The organism is Ruminococcus sp., assembly GCF_024684275.1.
Genome location: NZ_JAIKXF010000010.1, coordinates 95,698 through 111,731, shown reverse-complemented (window position 1 = coordinate 111,731; position 16,034 = coordinate 95,698). Strand labels below are relative to the sequence as shown.

The following is a 16,034-nucleotide window of genomic DNA, read 5'->3' as shown; positions in this document are numbered from 1 at the left end:
GCTTTTAAATTATACGTTGTAAATAATTTCTGAATATGCAGGAATAGGCCACTTTGAAGCTGGCATATTGAGCTCTATCTCGTCTGCAATGCTTCTCATGATATCCATTTCAGCAAGAACCTTATCATGGAAGAATTCAGCCTGAGCCTGTATCTCCTTAACAGCGTTAGCCTCAGCAATACGTGCTTCAAGACGCTCTATCGAATCATAGAAGCGGTCAGCAAGCTCGTTGAGCTTCTTAGCGATCTTTTCATCTGTGTTGCTTGTGAATCCTATCTGTTTCTTTGTAGCGATAGCCTCACAAAGATTCTGAACGTGCTCCATAGTTGCAGGAAGAAGCTGCTTTCTTGCCATTTCCACCATAGTACGAGCCTCAATACGTACTGTCTTGGAATATTTCTCAAGATGAATTTCAGTTCTTGCAGCTACCTCATTCTGATTGTATATTTCAAATTTACGGAAAATACGAATATTCTTTTCGTCTGTATAGTGAGGCATACAGTCAACAGTAGAAGCGTAGTTAGGAAGTCCTCTCTTTTCTGCTTCCTTGACCCATTCTGCAGAGTATCCGTCACCGTTGAAAATGATCCTTCTGTGATCTTTGAGAACGCTCTTGAGAAGCTTTCTTACCTCTGCATCAAAGTTATCCTTGCCCTTGAATGGTTCAAGTATCTCGGTGAACTGGCTAAGCTCCTCACACACGATAGTGTTGAGAAGAACATTAGGGCAAGCAATGTTATCGGAAGAACCGACCATTCTGAACTCAAAACGGTTTCCTGTAAATGCAAATGGTGATGTTCTGTTTCTGTCGGTGGAGTCCTTTGGGAACGAAGGAAGAGCGTCAACGCCTATCTTGAATGTACGTGTCTTTGTCTTATATTCGCCGTCGTCCTCAATAGCCTGTAATACAGCCTCAAGCTCTTCACCGAGGAACATTGAAACGATCGCAGGAGGAGCCTCGTCAGCACCAAGTCTGTGGTCGTTGCCTGCTGAAGCAGCAGAAAGCCTCATAAGATCGGCATACTCGTCAACACCCTTGATAAGTGCACAGAGTATTGTAAGAAACTGAAGATTATCCATTGGAGTATCGCCCGGATCAAGAAGATTCTGACCATCATTTGTAGACATAGACCAGTTATTATGTTTACCTGAGCCATTTACACCCTCAAAAGGCTTTTCGTGAAGAAGGCATACAAGACCGTGCTTTAAAGCGACTTTCTCCATTACCTCCATAGCAAGCTCGTTCTGATCTGTACCAAGATTGGAAGTAGTAAAAATAGGTGCCATTTCATGCTGGGCAGGAGCGACCTCGTTGTGCTTGGTCTTGGAGTAGATGCCAAGCTTCCAGAGTTCTTCGTCAAGGTCAGCCATATAAGCAGCTATTCTCGGGCGAAGATTTGCGAAATACTGATCATCAAGATCCTGTCCCTTTGGCGGCTTTGCACCAAACAAAGTTCTGCCTGTAAGGATAAGATCCTCACGCTGATCAAATTTCTTCTTATCTATAAGAAAATATTCCTGTTCTGCACCGACAGTAGAAGTAACTCTTGTAACCTTATCATTTCCGAAAAGCTTTAGGAAGCGCACTGCTGTCTTGCTGAGAGCCTGCATTGAACGGAGAAGCGGAGTCTTTTTATCAAGAACTTCGCCTGTATATGATACAAATACGGTAGGAATATAGAGGCTCCCCTCTTTTACAAAGCAGTATGAAGTAGGATCCCATGCGGTATATCCCCTTGCCGAGCTTGTTCTTCTGAGTCCGCCTGATGGGAATGATGAAGCATCCGGTTCGCCTTTTACAAGGGCTTTACCTGAGAACTCCATGATAGCCATACCATTAGGAGCCGGATTAATAAAGCAATCGTGCTTTTCAGCTGTAGAACCTGTCATTGGCTGAAACCAGTGGGTATAATGTGTGGCGCCTCTTTCAATAGCCCATTCCTTTATAGTATTAGCAACTACATCTGCTGTTTCCATATCTGCAAGGGGCTCATTGTTCTGCATTGTTCTTTTTAATGCCTTGTAAACATTTTTAGGAAGTCTTGTTTTCATTACTTCCTCGTTAAAGACATTGCAGGCAAAAATCTCGGGGATATTAACTGACATATTCTTTCCTCCTCAGAGCATTAACGCTCCTAAATACAATACTCCATTATATTAATCAATTATACCACTATGGTGTTAATTTGTCAATATAACCTATACTCGGGCGATGCAGTTTTTCTTCTTGATACAAAATATATGTGCCTCAAAGGTAAAAAAAGTATATTTTGCCATGCTAAAATAAAAATCCTCGGATCGCTCCGAGGATAATATATTATATTACAAAATTAAGCGGCATACCATTTTTCATGATTGCATGAAGTTCGCCCTGTATAAGCGGCATTAGATAATCATATGCCGGCGGAAGAACATTGTTGCCTTCTTCATTTATCCATTCGCGAGGAAAGAATTTTTCAGTATTAGCAGCCTTTGCTGCGTCTACTGTATCGATCCTGTAGCTGTATGGCATATTTGATTCTCTTACAAACGTCATCATACAGCCTGATTTTCCTTCAAGCCCTGCATTAACAGCTGCCATTCCTATTGCTTCAGCTGATTGTATATCCTCAAGTGAAGCGATATGAGAACTGCATCTCTGCATAACGTTCAGCTCTATTGAACGAACCTTGCAGCCTATCTCAGCGCCAACAAGTTTTTCGAGAAATTTTCCGATACCGGCAAGATAGCTGTGACCAAATACGTCCTTCTGACCTGACTGATATTCCTCAGCGGCAAATTTGCCCTCAGCAGTCTTTACTCCTTCGGATACAACAACGATAACTGCACGGTGTTTTTTCATCTGCTCCTTGACATCTTTGAGAAAGCCCTCGATGCTGAATGTTGTTTCAGGTAAATATACCAGATGAGGTGCGCTCTCCCCGTTTGCTCTTATACAGCATGAAGCAGCAGCGAGCCAGCCTGCATGACGTCCCATTGTCTCTATAATCGTTACCGACGGTATACTGTAAACATTACTGTCGCGGGTTATCTCCTGAACAGTAGCAGCTACATATTTAGCAGCCGAACCGAATCCCGGTGAGTGGTCTGTTTCACAGAGGTCATTATCAATTGTTTTGGGGATACCTATTATTTTTATATCATCTATATTGTTTGCTTGAAGATACTCTGAATACTTGGCAACAGTATCCATAGAATCGTTGCCGCCGATATAGAAAAATAAACCTATATCACGCCAGCGAAGCACAGCTGTGATCTTTTCGTATATCTCAGTGCTTTCTTTATAGCTCGGCAGCTTTTTTCTGCATGAACCGAGAACGGCAGATGGTGTTCTGAGAAGCAGCTGATAGCTTACATCGCTGTCTATTTTTTCGGAAAGATCGACCATCTGGTCATTGATGATACCTTCTATACCGTTGAGAACGCCGAAGATCTTATTGATCTTGTCGGATTTTTTACCTGCATTGAAAACACCTGCCAAAGATGCATTTATCGCGCAGGTCGGACCTCCTGACTGTGCAACTGCAATATTCATATTTGTATCTTGACCCAGCATGATATGCTAAGTCGTCCCTCCCATAATATTAGCCTTATGGCTTTAATTATATTATATCATGATGAATAGTATTTTTCAATAAGTATAAAATCCAAAAAAGCGCAACACAAAAGCGCAATATTTGAATAAAACAGCAATTATTGCACAGTAAATATACATAAAGTTATATCAAATTAAAATGTAACAACGCGTTTTTTATGCCGTCTTCTTCAATATTACTTGTTATATATTTAACATAGGGATATATCCTCTCAGCTCCGCCCATTGCAATACTGTTAGGTACTGCCTCAAGCATAGGAAGGTCATTCATGCTGTCTCCAATTGCATAGGCATTATTGATCGATATGCCAAGTTTATTCAGCACCATTTCTATCCCCGTTGCTTTTGAGTATCCGAGAGGAACATTTTCGTAAAATCCGCCGCCACGGTCTATTATCGAGAAGCTTTTCCCAACTTCACGTCTGAAAAGCTCCATGTCACTGTCAGGATTTACCCAAATAACGAATTTATCAAATCCAAAATTATAGTCCTCTACTCTGCCGCTTATGTCTATTCCCGAATCAACAAATACTTCCATAAATTCTTTAAGTCCGTCTGTTATAGGAGCTTTATCATCGAAGAAATAGCCTTCTGAATGCTCATACACCGGAGTTACATTGCATTTTCTCATCAGTTCAGCTATATTTCTGCACTCTATCTGTGGGATAGTTCTTGAAAAAATCACTTCTCCGTTATATTCGATATATGTTCCGCAGCCGCAGATATAGCCGTCAAATCCAAGCTCCTTGACTCTGCTGCTTATGTTAAATGCGGTTCTTCCTGAATTTATAAAAGTGAGATTCCCTTTCTGTCGCGTAAGCTTTATAGCTTCACAGGTGCTTTGCGGAATTATTGCTCTTGCGTCCTCGGTCACAAGAGTTCCGTCTATATCAAAAAATATTATTGATCTCATCAAAAAACACTCCTTATCAATTAACAATAATCATTATATTACGAAACAAAGGCATTGTCAAGAAATTTTGAAGTTGCAAATCATACTGTAAAATGATATAATATATATGAGGTGATGAAATATGTTGCATATTTACTGCGGAAACGGAAAAGGCAAAACAACAGCTGCTGTCGGTTTGTCTGTGCGTGCAAGCGGCGCAGGAATGAAAACTGCATTCTTTCAGTTTTTAAAAAACGGAACTTCATCCGAAATAAATGTTTTAAATAATACAGATAACATCAAAGTATTTGTCTGTGATAAATGCAATAAATTTACTTTTGCAATGAATGAGCAGGAGCTCAAAGACGTTTCACATCAGCACACCGTAATGCTCAAAAGAGCTGCCGAATTACTTTTAAAGGGTGAAGTCAAGCTGCTTATACTTGACGAATTCCTTGATGCATATAACAAAAAGCTGATAGATATCGAATATGCTGACTATTTTATTGACAATGTTATAAGTAAAGGCGAAGTCGTAATGACAGGACGTGCTCCAACGGAAAAGCTGAAGGCTGCTGCCGATTATATTACAGAAATGACAGCAGTAAAACACCCTTACACTAAAGGCGTTTCAGCAAGAAAAGGCATAGAATACTAAAAACTGCCGCGGTCATGCGGCAGTTTTTCTTATGTAATATCTTTGAGTTCTTCAAATAATGCTATATCTTCGGAATTCACCTTCAGATTTGTTATTATAGTCTTGCTGTCGGCTTCAGGAGGAATGACCTTAATTTCTATTATACTTCCCTCTCTTACCGAACCAACGGCTGCCTTGAAAAAAAGCGGTACCTTTGGGTGATTTTCTTTAAATCTGTCGAGAAGAGATTTCAGCTTTAGCAGATTCATTGGATTCATTTTTTTCACCTCTATTGTATTATAGCATATAATTTAGAAAATAGCAACAATCGCAGCAAAAAAGTGGTGCGGATATTTACTTCAGCGCGAAAAAGCAGCGCGGGCTCCGCGCTGCTTATAGTTGATTCCAAATGTGATTTCAAATCGTTTTTTCCAGACTTCCTCTTTTGATAAGGAATTGAGCACATAATCCTGTAAAAGCTCCTGCAATACAGCCCGAAACAAGCAAAAACGGATAAACGGAAATGACAGCAAATGAACGCATAACAATTACAGCAACAATCATTTGTCCCGTATTATGCAATATCGCGCCTAAAATACTGCTCACCCAGATATAATTGAGCGGAACTATTCTTTTTATCAGAAGCATACCTGCAAGGCACAGCAATGCTCCAGACATACTGTACATTATTGCAGCAATATTTCCTCCGAAAATAGCACCGAGAATTACTCTTATTATAACTATTGCGGCTGTTTCTTTTGCAGAATATTTATAAACAGAATATACTGTGACAATATTAGCAAGTCCAAGCTTTACCCCCGGTATCGGGATAATATTCGGGATTTGCAGTTCAATAATAAATATAATGAGAGCAATTGCTGTCAAAAGCGCAAGTCTGGCAATTTTTCGAGCTTTCATACTATTTGTTCTCCCTATCTGCAAATCTGATAACGAGCTTATGAGGCAGGCAAACAATTGGAACGCTTTCAGAGCGCAGTATCCCGGTTTTTACGCAGGTCTTGTCAGGACAATCAGCATCTATGATCGATATTTCGCCGTTTTCGATCTTAATATCATTCCAGCCTCCGTCTGAGCTTTTGACGCGGATGGTTCTGTTTTCTTCCTTTGACAAATCTAATCTGTAAATTATCTTGTTATTCTGAACGATCTCTACATCAGTACTGTCCGACTTTTTCATTCCGAGAATTATTGCTATAACAGACGCAGTAAAAATTAATGCTATCGCCGCTATAAGCAGCTTAAATGTCTTAGTCAATATTTATCACCTCGGCAGTCATTGAGCTGATGTTTTGGAATTTATCTGTAATTCCACTGGTATAAAGTATTTTTTTATCATCTGTCACAAAGACAAAATCATAGCTTGGATAATCCTTGATAATATCCTTATATCCGCCCAAACCAGCAACAAAAATCGCAGTCGAAAGGCAGTCGCAGTTCAGACCATTTTCGCCGATAACTGTTACTGATACAAAACCATTATCCGCAGGATACCCGTCAGCAGGATCAATTATGTGCCAGTATCTGCTGCCGTCATCTCCTGTAAATAATCGCTCATAATTTCCGGAGGTTATAACTGCCTTGTTATTTACTTCTACAACACACATATCCATTTCGGGGGAATATGGATCACGAACCGCTACTTTCCAGCTGCTGCCGTCGGGCTTACTGCCTAAAGCCTGAACATTACCGCCAAGACTTACAATCGCTGAATCAATATTGTATGATCTGAATATTTTCATTATTTCATCGCCGGTATAGCCCTTTGCAAGAGCACCGAGATCTATTTCCGAACTCTCAGGGATAGAAACGTTGTTCTCTACGAGTTTTATCTTGCTGTAATCGACGTTTTCAAGCAAACTGTCGATCTTGGAATTATTTGGAATATGATACTTACCTGTCGTGAACCCCCATTCCTTTAAAACAGGGAAAATTGTTATATCAAGCGCTCCATGAGTACTTTCGCCAATATCTAAGGCTTTAGCAATAAGTAAAGCTGTATCATCGTTTATCGCGGTTTCTGCTCCGCAAGCATGATTTATTTTCCATATATCACTGGTCTGTAAAGTTGCTGAAAGCTCATTTTCAAGCTCATAGATACGTTTTTCAGCTTCATCGATAGCTGATTCTCCATTCTTTCCATAGGCTTTTAGATTCATATATGTATCCATCGCAAACACATCACGCGTTACCGAAATGTTCTTATCACTTTTTGAATTATTTGTGCAGCCATAAAGCATTGAAACAGCGGCAATTACAGTGAAAAAAAGATTTTTTCTCAAAGACATAAATGTACTCCTAATTAAAACTGTGCTAATTATATCACATAATGTTAGCATTTGCAACCATTTTAGTAAACCGAGTGCAACAAAAAAGCGGATCTTATGATCCGCTTTTGATATTACTTTTTAAGGAGACTCTTTCCTGTCATTTCAGCCGGCTGTGGAACACCCATAATATCAAGCATTGTAGGTGCAAGGTCTGCAAGTACACCGCCTTCGATAAGTTCGCCCTCAACGCCGACAGCGATAAGAGGAACAGGATTTGTTGTATGTGCTGTGAATGGACTTCCGTCAGGTTCCATCATTTTGTCAGCATTACCATGATCGGCTGTAATAAGAGCTGCGCCACCCTTTGCAAGTATCTTTTCTACCATGCGTCCTACGCAGGTATCTGTAGCTTCAACAGCCTTTACAGCTGCGTCAAAGATTCCTGTATGACCAACCATATCGCAGTTAGCATAGTTGAGAATGATAACATCATATTTATCTGAGTCAATAGCCTCGCATACAGCGTCACATACTTCATAAGCACTCATTTCAGGCTTAAGATCAAATGTAGGAACATCAGGAGACTTGATAAGGATACGATCCTCGCCCTCAAACTGTTTCTCTTCGCCGCCGTTGAAGAAGAAAGTAACGTGTGCATACTTCTGTGTTTCTGCAATACGAAGCTGAGTTTTGCCGAGCTTTGCAAGGTACTCACCCATTGTCATTGTAAGCTGCTCAGGCGGATATGCAACAGAAACATTAGGCATTGTAGCGTCATACTGAGCCATGCATACAAATTTAACGTTGAAGAAACCGTTTCTTCTCTCAAACCCACTGAACTCAGGATCAACAAATGAACGTGTGATCTGTCTTGCTCTGTCAGGGCGGAAGTTAAAGAATATAACGCTGTCGTCAGCCTTGATCTGAGCGCCGCCTTCGATGACTGTTGGCAGCATAAACTCATCAGTTACATCGTTAGCATAGGAATTCTTTATTGCCTGTACAGGATCAGATTCCTTGACTCCTTCGCCGTAAACAAGTGCAGCGTAAGCCTTTTCAACTCTGTCCCACGCATTATCTCTGTCCATAGCATAAAAACGTCCTGAGATCGTTGCTATTTTTCCAAGACCTATCTTATTAAGCTCTGCAACAGCCTCTTCCATATACTCAGCAGCAGATGACGGAGGAACATCACGTCCGTCAAGGAATGCGTGTATGTATACCTTGTCAAGGCCGTTCTTCTTAGCCATTTCAACTATTCCATAAAGGTGCTCCATGTGGCTGTGAACGCCGCCGGGAGAAAGAAGTCCCATAAGATGCAGAGCGCTGCCCTTAGTCTTGCAGTTGTTCATGGCGTCGAGAATAACCTTATTATTAAAGAAAGTGCCGTCCTTGATGTCCTTTGAAATCTTGACAAGCATCTGATATACTATTCGGCCTGCGCCGATATTGGTGTGACCTACCTCAGAGTTGCCCATCTGTCCGTCAGGAAGTCCGACATCAAGACCGCTTGCTCCGATGATAGTATTTGGGCACTCTGCAAAATACTTATCTAAATTAGGCTTCTTAGCAGCAGCAATAGCGTTGCCGTATGTATCGGGATTGTAGCCGAAGCCGTCCATAATTATAAGTGCTACAGGTTTTTTTGACATAAAAATTATCCTTTCAAAATTTTGGGCGGATAAAATCCGCCCTTCTATCTTAGCCGTTTATAGCAGCCTGAACGATTACGTTGAAGTCCTCAGCCTTCAGTGAAGCACCGCCGATGAGACCACCGTCGATATTTGGCTTTGCAAGAAGCTCAGCAGCATTCTTAGCATTCATAGAACCGCCGTACTGGATCGTTACAGCATCTGCTGTTGCCTGATCATAGAGCTTAGCAAGCTGAGCACGGATAAATCCGCATACTTCCTCAGCCTGATCAGGAGTAGCTGTGAGACCTGTACCGATAGCCCAAACAGGCTCATAAGCAATAACAACATTCTTTACCTGCTCTGCTGTAAGTGACCAGAGATCAAGCTTGATCTGACGAGCAATAACCTCCTCAGTGATGTTGCACTCGCGCTCCCACTTGAGCTCGCCAACGCAAACGATAGGCTTGAGACCAGCTTCGAGAGCAGCAATAGTTCTCTTATTAACAGTCTCATCTGTTTCGCCGAAGTACTGTCTTCTCTCGCTGTGACCGATAACAACGTACTCAACGCCAAGCTCTGTGAGCATATCAGCAGAAATTTCGCCAGTGAAAGCGCCGCTCTTTTCAAAATGAACGTTCTCAGCACCGATCTTTACGTTGCTGCCTGCTGTTGTGTTGATAGCTGTTTCAAGGTTTGTGAAAGGAACGCAAGCGATAACCTCGATCTTGCCCTCAGCGTTAGCTACGAGTGGCTTTATAGCCTCAAGGAGAGCCTTAGCCTCAGGTCTTGTCTTGTTCATCTTCCAGTTACCAGCAATAATTGCTTTTCTTAATGACTTGTTCATGTTAATAAACTCCTTTAATCAAAATTTTAATTCATCATCATAATAAGGAAGTGCTTCTGTTTCCTTTTCATAAGTAGTGTTGCCGTTATTGCAGCCTATCTTTATGCCCTTTTTTATAGGAGAAAGGAAAAATCCAACGATGATACCTGCAAAAAAGCTGCATACAGCAAACAGCCATACTGCCGTTGAACTCTTCTTGACTTCCTCTGTAAATTTACAATTGCAATTACAATTTTTCATGATAATTTCCTCTTGATTGGAAAACAAAGCGAATAATACAAACAAAAAACATTATATTCTGTAGGATCATTCACTTTATCAAATAGCAATCAAGGGCGAATATCTCTACTCGCCCTATTATTGATATGATTACTTTTCAGCGATAGCTGCAACGCCTGGGAGAACCTTGCCCTCAAGATATTCGAGTGAAGCGCCGCCGCCTGTTGAGATATGGCTCATCTTGTCTGCAAAACCAAGCTGGATAGCAGCTGTAGCAGAGTCGCCGCCGCCGATGATAGTTGTAGCATCAGCCTGTGCAAGAGCTTCACATACAGCAACTGTACCCTTCTTGAGAGTCGGGTTCTCAAATACGCCCATAGGACCATTCCAAACAACAGTCTTAGCTGTCTTAGCTGCCTCAGCAAAGATAGCAGCTGTCTTTGGTCCGATATCAAGTCCAATTTTGTCAGCAGGAATCTTGTCAGCGTCAACATACTCTACGCTGATCTCTGCATCGATCGGATCAGGGAATGAAGCTGCAACTGCTGTGTCAACAGGAAGAAGGATCTTCTTGCCGAGCTTCTCAGCCTTAGCCAGCATTTCCTTACAGTAGTCAAGCTTCTCTTCATCAACGAGTGACTTACCGATAGAACCGCCCTGTGCCTTAATAAATGTATAAGCCATACCGCCGCCGATGATAAGTGTATCGCACTTCTCAAGGAGGTTAGAGATAACATTGAGCTTATCAGCAACCTTAGCACCGCCGAGGATAGCAACGAAAGGTCTCTCAGGAACCTCTACTGCATTACCGAGATACTGTATCTCCTTCTGCATAAGGTAGCCAACAGCTGTTTCCTTTACGAACTTTGTAACGCCTGCTGTTGAAGCATGAGCTCTGTGAGCTGAGCCAAAAGCATCCATAACGAATACTTCGCCGTCGATAAGGTCAGCAAGCTCCTTAGAGAACTGCTCACCGTTCTTTGTCTCCTCATCGCCGCGGAAACGAGTGTTCTCAAGAACAACGATCTCGCCGTCCTTCATATTTGCAACAGCCTTCTTAGCATTTTCGCCAACAACTGTATCGTCAGCTGCGAAAATAACGTTTGTCTTAACGAGCTCACCAAGTCTCTTAGCAGCCGGAGCAAGTGAGAACTTAGCCTCCGGACCGTTCTTAGGCTTGCCGAGATGTGAACAAAGGACAACCTTTGCACCGTTTTCAACGAGCTTATTGATAGTTGGAAGAGCAGCCTGGATTCTGTTATCATTTGTGATAACGCCGTCCTTCATAGGAACGTTGAAGTCTACTCTTACGAGTACCTTTCTGCCCTTAACGTTAATGTCTTCTACAGTAACCTTGTTTAATCCTGCCATTGGTATGACATCCTTTCGTAATAAAATACATTCTTAGCTGTTGTTATATTATTAACAACGTACATTTCTATTTTACACTATTTTGAAATATTTTGCAAGCGTTTCCGTAATATTTTTCATGATAAACATGAAAACTTTTTGTAAAACTGCTTTATATATTGAAATTGCCATGTATTATCTCATAAAATCGATACTGAGATCATAAAATTTGTCTGCATTTGTTATCATTGCAGGGTGATCTCCGCTTTCAAACAGGTGCATACTGCCATTGGTCAGCTTTTCAAGCATATTACCGTATACTTTTTCGTAGTAATCATGTGCAACACTGTACATGAACTTATCGCCTTTACTTCCTGTGAGCAGCACCTTAGCTTTAAGATCGCTGATAGGTTTGTGGAAGAAATTCACAGTTTCTTTTGAGTGTCTGATTATAGCCGATGTGTCATTATGAACGATCTGCTCCCAGTCATCACCGTGCATATAGGAGTAAAATACCCTTGCATTTGTATCTTCCAGCGAAGAACTGCGGTCGGAAAGCAGATTTTTTACAAAGGCTTCATCAGCTTTCTCGCCCTCAAAACTGTCAGCAATGACTTTGTCCACACATTCGGACGCCTCAAGTGCTACATTCAGAGCAACAATTGCTCCCCCGCTGCACCCTATAATGTTAACCTTGTCATAATGTTTATGCCTGAGGAAGGCAATTGCCTGCTGAGCCTCATAAAACCATAAATCGGCAGGAAATTCCGATAACCTTTCCGATCTTCCGTGTCCGAGGAAGTCTAAGAGTATAACTTTGTAACTGTCCGTGTATCGTTGGCTGAAATCTGTGAACATTTTAGAAGAAGCTGTGTTGCCATGAAGGAATAACAGTGGTGTTCCGCAGCCATTCTCCTCATAATATATCTTTTTATTATCAAATGTAAAATAACTCATATCAAACCTCCGTTATGACATAATTATAATGGATTTATGATCGACTGTCAACAAAAAAGTCACGGCACCTGAATGCCGTGACTTTATATGCAATGTGTTCAGTTTATATCACTTGAATACAGCTAGGAGGAATCCTGCTGCAATAGCAGAACCTATAACGCCTGCTACGTTCGGTCCCATAGCGTGCATGAGCAGGAAGTTTGAAGGATTAGCCTTCTGACCTTCCATCTGAGATACACGGGCAGCCATAGGTACAGCAGAAACGCCAGCTGAACCGATAAGCGGGTTGATCTTGCCGCCTGTAACAATATACATGATCTTACCAACGAGAAGTCCGCCTACTGTTGAGAAACAGAATGCTGTAAGACCGAGAACGACGATCTTTATAGTCTCCAGTGAAAGGAATCTGTCAGCAGCTGTTGTAGCACCAACGGAGATTCCGAGGAATATGGTTACGATGTTCATGAGGGCGTTCTGAACAGTGTCGGAAAGTCTCTCTGTAACTCCGCATTCTCTCCAAAGGTTGCCAAGCATAAGACAGCCTATAAGAGGAGCTGTTGAAGGAAGAAGCAGGATTACGAACATTGCAACAATGATCGGGAAGATGATCTTTTCTGTCTTTGAAACGACTCTGTTTTGCTCCATTTTTACCTCTCTCTCCTTTTTGGTTGTAAGGAGCTTCATAAGAGGAGGCTGGATCATCGGGATCAAAGCCATATAAGAGTATGCAGCAATTGCAATTGCTCCGAGAAGATGTGGAGCAAGTCGTGTTGTCAGGAATATAGCTGTAGGACCGTCTGCACCACCGATGATACCGATAGAAGCAGCTTCCTTACCTGTAAAGCCGAGACATACAGCTCCGAAGAACGCAAGGAATACGCCCATCTGAGCAGCTGCTCCGAGAAGAAGGCTCTTGGGGTTGGAAATAAGCGGACCAAAGTCTGTCATAGCGCCTACACCGAGGAATATCAGTGACGGATAGATACCGGCTTTTACTCCTATGTAGAGGATATCAAGAAGTCCTCCGTTACGCATGACAGCGCCGTAGCTGTGATAATCAGCGTGATCGTGATTTAGGAAGTTATCCCACAGATCAACATGATAGAGTGCATCAGAAGTATCTCCGCCTGTAAAGTATGAAAGATTTACAAGGAGACAGCCAAACGCGATACCAACGAGAAGAAGCGGTTCAAATTTCTTTTTTATACCAAGATAAAGAAGGACGCAGGAAACAGCGATCATTATGAGATTTTTCCAGCCGCCTTCAATGAGAAAGCTATGAAAGCCAGAGCTTTCCCAAAGGGTCTTTAGGGTTTCAAGAATGTCCATTTTCTGTCCCCCTTATGCTATAACAACAAGTGGAGCACCTGTATCAACAACAGAGCCCTTGCTTGTAACGACCTGAGCTACAGTACCGTCCTTAGGAGCAACGATCTCGTTTTCCATTTTCATAGCCTCAAGTATGATGAGTATCTGACCTGCTTTTACCGTATCACCCTGAGCAACATCGACTCTGAGGATATTACCGGGCATAGGAGCGGTTACAGTCTCACCTGCTGCAAGATTTACAGGAGCGGCTGGTGCAGCTGCAGGTGCGGGAGCTGCTGTAGGAGCAGCGGCAGCCGGAGCAGCTGGAGCTGCCTGTGCAGGAGCAAGCGCCTCATATTCATCGAGAAGAACAGCTTTTCCCTGCTCAACTTCTACTTCATATGTCTTACCGTTAAGTGTAACTTTATATTTCATGATTATTTGACCTCCTTAATGGAAATAAAGTGCAGCTCATTGAGCGGCTTCTGCATTTTGTCGGCAACAATTGCCATTATCATTGCAGCTTCCTTATCCGGAACGTCAAAGAGCTTTACATGACCTGCCGAACCCGGTGCAAGCGGAAGCTCGGGCTTGGTTTCAGCAGCCTCTGCCGGAGCAGACTTTTTTGCAGCAGCTTCTGCGGCTGCCTTGGCTTTTGCATCTTTTGACTTGAAAATAGCTCCTGTGATATAGAGAACGATCATCAGGATAACAAGACCTGCAAAAACAACTGAATATCCAAAAATGGCGGTTATGGCAGCATCGCCGATAGAAAGCTCATCAGCTGTTTCAGCTGCGGCAGAAATAAGCATATTATCAAACATACCTCTGCCTCCTTACATTTCCTCGATAGTGTAAACAGCTTCATTTTCTTCCTTAGCCTTGCGGTCGTTAAGGAACTTGACAGTCTGATCAGGATAGCAGATGTAGCTCATTACATCTTCCTCACTGCGGCAGAGATCGCCAAGAGCTTCTCTTGCAGCTGCGAATTCTTCACCTGTACGCTTCTGATCCTCGATACGGCAGTCAACAGCTTCACTGTCACCGAGCACCTTTTCAACAAGCTCCTGTGCAATAGGTGCAGGAGGATTGCCGTACTCTCCCTTGATGTAGTTTTTTATCTCCTTTGAGATATTCTTGTATCTTTCACCAACGAGCACATTTGTAACAGCCTGATTTCCGACCATCTGTGAAAGAGGTGTAACAAGCGGAGGATATCCCATGTCTGCTCTTACCTTCGGGATCTCAGCCAGAGCGTCATCGAATTTATCCATAGCGTGCATATCTGTAAGGTTGGCGATCATATTTGAAAGCATACCGCCGGGTACCTTGTATACAAGAGCCTGAGCGTCTGTAGCAAGGCTCTTTGGATTGAGCTGGCCGTTGTCTATATACTTCTGCTTGATAGGCTTAAAGTAATCATTTACCTTATTGATGATATCCTCATTAAGACCGGACTCAATGCAATACTGGCTTAGAGCATAGAACATAGTCTCGGTAGCAGGCTGTGATGTACCGCCTGAGAAGCATGATGTAGCTGTATCGATTACGTCGATGCCTGACTCGATTGCCTTTGTAAGTGTCATATAAGCCATACCTGTTGTGCAGTGAGTATGGAGAATAAGTGTCATGTCACCGATAGCATCCTTGATGCCCTTGATAAGATGCTCAGCCTCGTATGGAGACATTGTACCTGCCATGTCTTTAAGGCAGATAGTATCAAAGCCCATAGTTTTAAGCTCTTTACACATCTCTATGTACTTATCAACAGTATGTACAGGACTCTGGGTGTAAGAGATACAGCCGGAAGCGATAGTTTTTTCTGTAGCATACTTTTTTGTAGCGTTCAGTGCTGTTTCAATGTTTCTGAAGTCGTTAAGTGCGTCAAAAATACGGATAACATCGATACCGTTCTTGATAGAGAGTTCAATGAACTTCTCTACAACGTCGTCGTGGTAGTGCTTATAGCCCAGAAGGTTCTGACCTCTGAGAAGCATCTGGAGTCTGCTGTTGGGAAGATTCTTTCTGAGATTGCGAAGTCTCTCCCATGGATCCTCACCGAGATAACGGAGACAAGAGTCGAAGGTAGCTCCGCCCCAGCACTCGATAGAGTAATATCCTGCCTTGTCCATATCGGAGAGGATACCCTCATAATCCGAATAAGGCAGACGTGTTGCCATCAATGACTGATTGGCGTCACGCAAAACGGTTTCTGTCAGTTGCACTTTTTTCATGTACAAGCCTCCTCAAAAATAACTCTGCATAGCAGAAAAAATTTATTATAGAAAATAAAGCGGAGGGAATAGCTGC

The 16,034-nt window shown here is 42.3% G+C and carries 17 protein-coding genes; 1 reads left to right on the top strand and 16 read right to left on the bottom strand.

Annotation, left to right across the window (positions count from 1 at the left end):
- Positions 1-9: 9 nt before the first annotated feature.
- The 3 genes from K5677_RS01400 to K5677_RS01390 form a co-directional block, all read right to left on the bottom strand.
- Positions 10-2,106, bottom strand: coding sequence for a glutamine synthetase III (locus K5677_RS01400; protein ID WP_296723812.1), 2,097 nt, complete (start codon positions 2,104-2,106; stop codon positions 10-12).
- 211 nt (positions 2,107-2,317) lie between these two features.
- Positions 2,318-3,535 (bottom strand): 6-phosphofructokinase, encoded by a 1,218-nt coding sequence (locus tag K5677_RS01395; RefSeq protein ID WP_296723864.1) that lies wholly within the window; start codon positions 3,533-3,535, stop codon positions 2,318-2,320.
- A gap of 184 nt (positions 3,536-3,719) precedes the next feature.
- Entirely contained in the window at positions 3,720-4,508 is a 789-nt protein-coding gene (locus K5677_RS01390) for an HAD-IIB family hydrolase (RefSeq protein ID WP_296723809.1), read from the bottom strand.
- 121 nt (positions 4,509-4,629) lie between these two features.
- On the opposite strand from K5677_RS01390, the gene K5677_RS01385 reads away from it, so the two are divergent.
- Positions 4,630-5,145: a cob(I)yrinic acid a,c-diamide adenosyltransferase gene (locus K5677_RS01385; protein WP_296723807.1), complete on the top strand. Its 516-nt coding sequence runs from the start codon at positions 4,630-4,632 to the stop codon at positions 5,143-5,145.
- Between the two features lie 29 nt (positions 5,146-5,174).
- On the opposite strand, the gene K5677_RS01380 is transcribed toward K5677_RS01385, so the two are convergent.
- The 13 genes from K5677_RS01380 to K5677_RS01320 all read right to left on the bottom strand — a co-directional run bounded on the left by K5677_RS01380 (position 5,175) and on the right by K5677_RS01320 (position 15,958).
- Positions 5,175-5,402 carry a hypothetical protein gene (locus K5677_RS01380; protein ID WP_296723805.1) on the bottom strand — a complete coding sequence of 76 codons (228 nt, stop codon included), beginning with the start codon at positions 5,400-5,402 and terminating at the stop codon, positions 5,175-5,177.
- A 139-nt stretch (positions 5,403-5,541) separates the two neighbouring features.
- On the bottom strand, positions 5,542-6,042 hold the full coding sequence (locus K5677_RS01375) for a Gx transporter family protein (RefSeq protein WP_296723803.1): 501 nt from the start codon (positions 6,040-6,042) through the stop codon (positions 5,542-5,544).
- A gap of 1 nt (position 6,043) precedes the next feature.
- The gene (locus K5677_RS01370) at positions 6,044-6,400 is read right to left on the bottom strand and encodes a NusG domain II-containing protein (protein ID WP_296723801.1); all 357 of its coding nucleotides are present in this window, start codon (positions 6,398-6,400) and stop codon (positions 6,044-6,046) included.
- A complete protein-coding gene (locus tag K5677_RS01365; RefSeq protein WP_296723799.1) occupies positions 6,393-7,430 on the bottom strand; it encodes an FAD:protein FMN transferase in 1,038 nt (345 codons plus the stop codon). The genes K5677_RS01370 and K5677_RS01365 overlap by 8 nt, the downstream gene beginning before the upstream one ends.
- Positions 7,431-7,543: 113 nt before the next feature.
- The gene (gene gpmI / locus K5677_RS01360) at positions 7,544-9,064 is read right to left on the bottom strand and encodes a 2,3-bisphosphoglycerate-independent phosphoglycerate mutase (protein WP_296723798.1); all 1,521 of its coding nucleotides are present in this window, start codon (positions 9,062-9,064) and stop codon (positions 7,544-7,546) included.
- 49 nt (positions 9,065-9,113) lie between these two features.
- Positions 9,114-9,890: a triose-phosphate isomerase gene (tpiA, locus tag K5677_RS01355; RefSeq protein ID WP_296723796.1), complete on the bottom strand. Its 777-nt coding sequence runs from the start codon at positions 9,888-9,890 to the stop codon at positions 9,114-9,116.
- 18 nt (positions 9,891-9,908) lie between these two features.
- The gene (locus tag K5677_RS01350) at positions 9,909-10,130 is read right to left on the bottom strand and encodes a hypothetical protein (RefSeq protein WP_296723793.1); all 222 of its coding nucleotides are present in this window, start codon (positions 10,128-10,130) and stop codon (positions 9,909-9,911) included.
- Between the two features lie 129 nt (positions 10,131-10,259).
- Positions 10,260-11,480, bottom strand: a complete 1,221-nt coding sequence (locus tag K5677_RS01345) for a phosphoglycerate kinase (protein WP_296723790.1) — start codon at positions 11,478-11,480, stop codon at positions 10,260-10,262.
- A gap of 174 nt (positions 11,481-11,654) precedes the next feature.
- Positions 11,655-12,416 carry an alpha/beta hydrolase gene (locus K5677_RS01340; RefSeq protein ID WP_296723785.1) on the bottom strand — a complete coding sequence of 254 codons (762 nt, stop codon included), beginning with the start codon at positions 12,414-12,416 and terminating at the stop codon, positions 11,655-11,657.
- A gap of 108 nt (positions 12,417-12,524) precedes the next feature.
- Complete coding sequence (locus K5677_RS01335) at positions 12,525-13,745, bottom strand: sodium ion-translocating decarboxylase subunit beta (protein ID WP_296723781.1); 1,221 nt, start codon at positions 13,743-13,745, stop codon at positions 12,525-12,527.
- Positions 13,746-13,757: 12 nt separating this feature from the next.
- A complete protein-coding gene (locus tag K5677_RS01330; RefSeq protein ID WP_296723779.1) occupies positions 13,758-14,159 on the bottom strand; it encodes a biotin/lipoyl-containing protein in 402 nt (133 codons plus the stop codon).
- A 2-nt stretch (positions 14,160-14,161) separates the two neighbouring features.
- A complete protein-coding gene (locus K5677_RS01325) occupies positions 14,162-14,548 on the bottom strand; it encodes an OadG family transporter subunit (RefSeq protein WP_296723778.1) in 387 nt (128 codons plus the stop codon).
- 12 nt (positions 14,549-14,560) lie between these two features.
- Positions 14,561-15,958: a pyruvate carboxylase subunit B gene (locus tag K5677_RS01320; RefSeq protein WP_296723776.1), complete on the bottom strand. Its 1,398-nt coding sequence runs from the start codon at positions 15,956-15,958 to the stop codon at positions 14,561-14,563.
- Between the last annotated feature and the right edge of the window lie 76 nt (positions 15,959-16,034).

Bases quoted from the DNA above. Each gene is read 5' to 3' on its own strand.
- K5677_RS01400 (WP_296723812.1), bottom strand. From the start codon at position 2,106: ATGTCAGTTAATATCCCCGAGATTTTTGCCTGCAATGTCTTTAACGAG.
- K5677_RS01395 (WP_296723864.1), bottom strand. From the start codon at position 3,535: ATGAATATTGCAGTTGCACAGTCAGGAGGTCCGACCTGCGCGATAAAT.
- K5677_RS01390 (WP_296723809.1), bottom strand. From the start codon at position 4,508: ATGAGATCAATAATATTTTTTGATATAGACGGAACTCTTGTGACCGAG.
- K5677_RS01385 (WP_296723807.1), top strand. From the start codon at position 4,630: ATGTTGCATATTTACTGCGGAAACGGAAAAGGCAAAACAACAGCTGCT.
- K5677_RS01380 (WP_296723805.1), bottom strand. From the start codon at position 5,402: ATGAATCCAATGAATCTGCTAAAGCTGAAATCTCTTCTCGACAGATTT.
- K5677_RS01375 (WP_296723803.1), bottom strand. From the start codon at position 6,042: ATGAAAGCTCGAAAAATTGCCAGACTTGCGCTTTTGACAGCAATTGCT.
- K5677_RS01365 (WP_296723799.1), bottom strand. From the start codon at position 7,430: ATGTCTTTGAGAAAAAATCTTTTTTTCACTGTAATTGCCGCTGTTTCA.
- gpmI (WP_296723798.1), bottom strand. From the start codon at position 9,064: ATGTCAAAAAAACCTGTAGCACTTATAATTATGGACGGCTTCGGCTAC.
- tpiA (WP_296723796.1), bottom strand. From the start codon at position 9,890: ATGAACAAGTCATTAAGAAAAGCAATTATTGCTGGTAACTGGAAGATG.
- K5677_RS01350 (WP_296723793.1), bottom strand. From the start codon at position 10,130: ATGAAAAATTGTAATTGCAATTGTAAATTTACAGAGGAAGTCAAGAAG.
- K5677_RS01345 (WP_296723790.1), bottom strand. From the start codon at position 11,480: ATGGCAGGATTAAACAAGGTTACTGTAGAAGACATTAACGTTAAGGGC.
- K5677_RS01340 (WP_296723785.1), bottom strand. From the start codon at position 12,416: ATGAGTTATTTTACATTTGATAATAAAAAGATATATTATGAGGAGAAT.
- K5677_RS01335 (WP_296723781.1), bottom strand. From the start codon at position 13,745: ATGGACATTCTTGAAACCCTAAAGACCCTTTGGGAAAGCTCTGGCTTT.
- K5677_RS01330 (WP_296723779.1), bottom strand. From the start codon at position 14,159: ATGAAATATAAAGTTACACTTAACGGTAAGACATATGAAGTAGAAGTT.
- K5677_RS01325 (WP_296723778.1), bottom strand. From the start codon at position 14,548: ATGTTTGATAATATGCTTATTTCTGCCGCAGCTGAAACAGCTGATGAG.
- K5677_RS01320 (WP_296723776.1), bottom strand. From the start codon at position 15,958: ATGAAAAAAGTGCAACTGACAGAAACCGTTTTGCGTGACGCCAATCAG.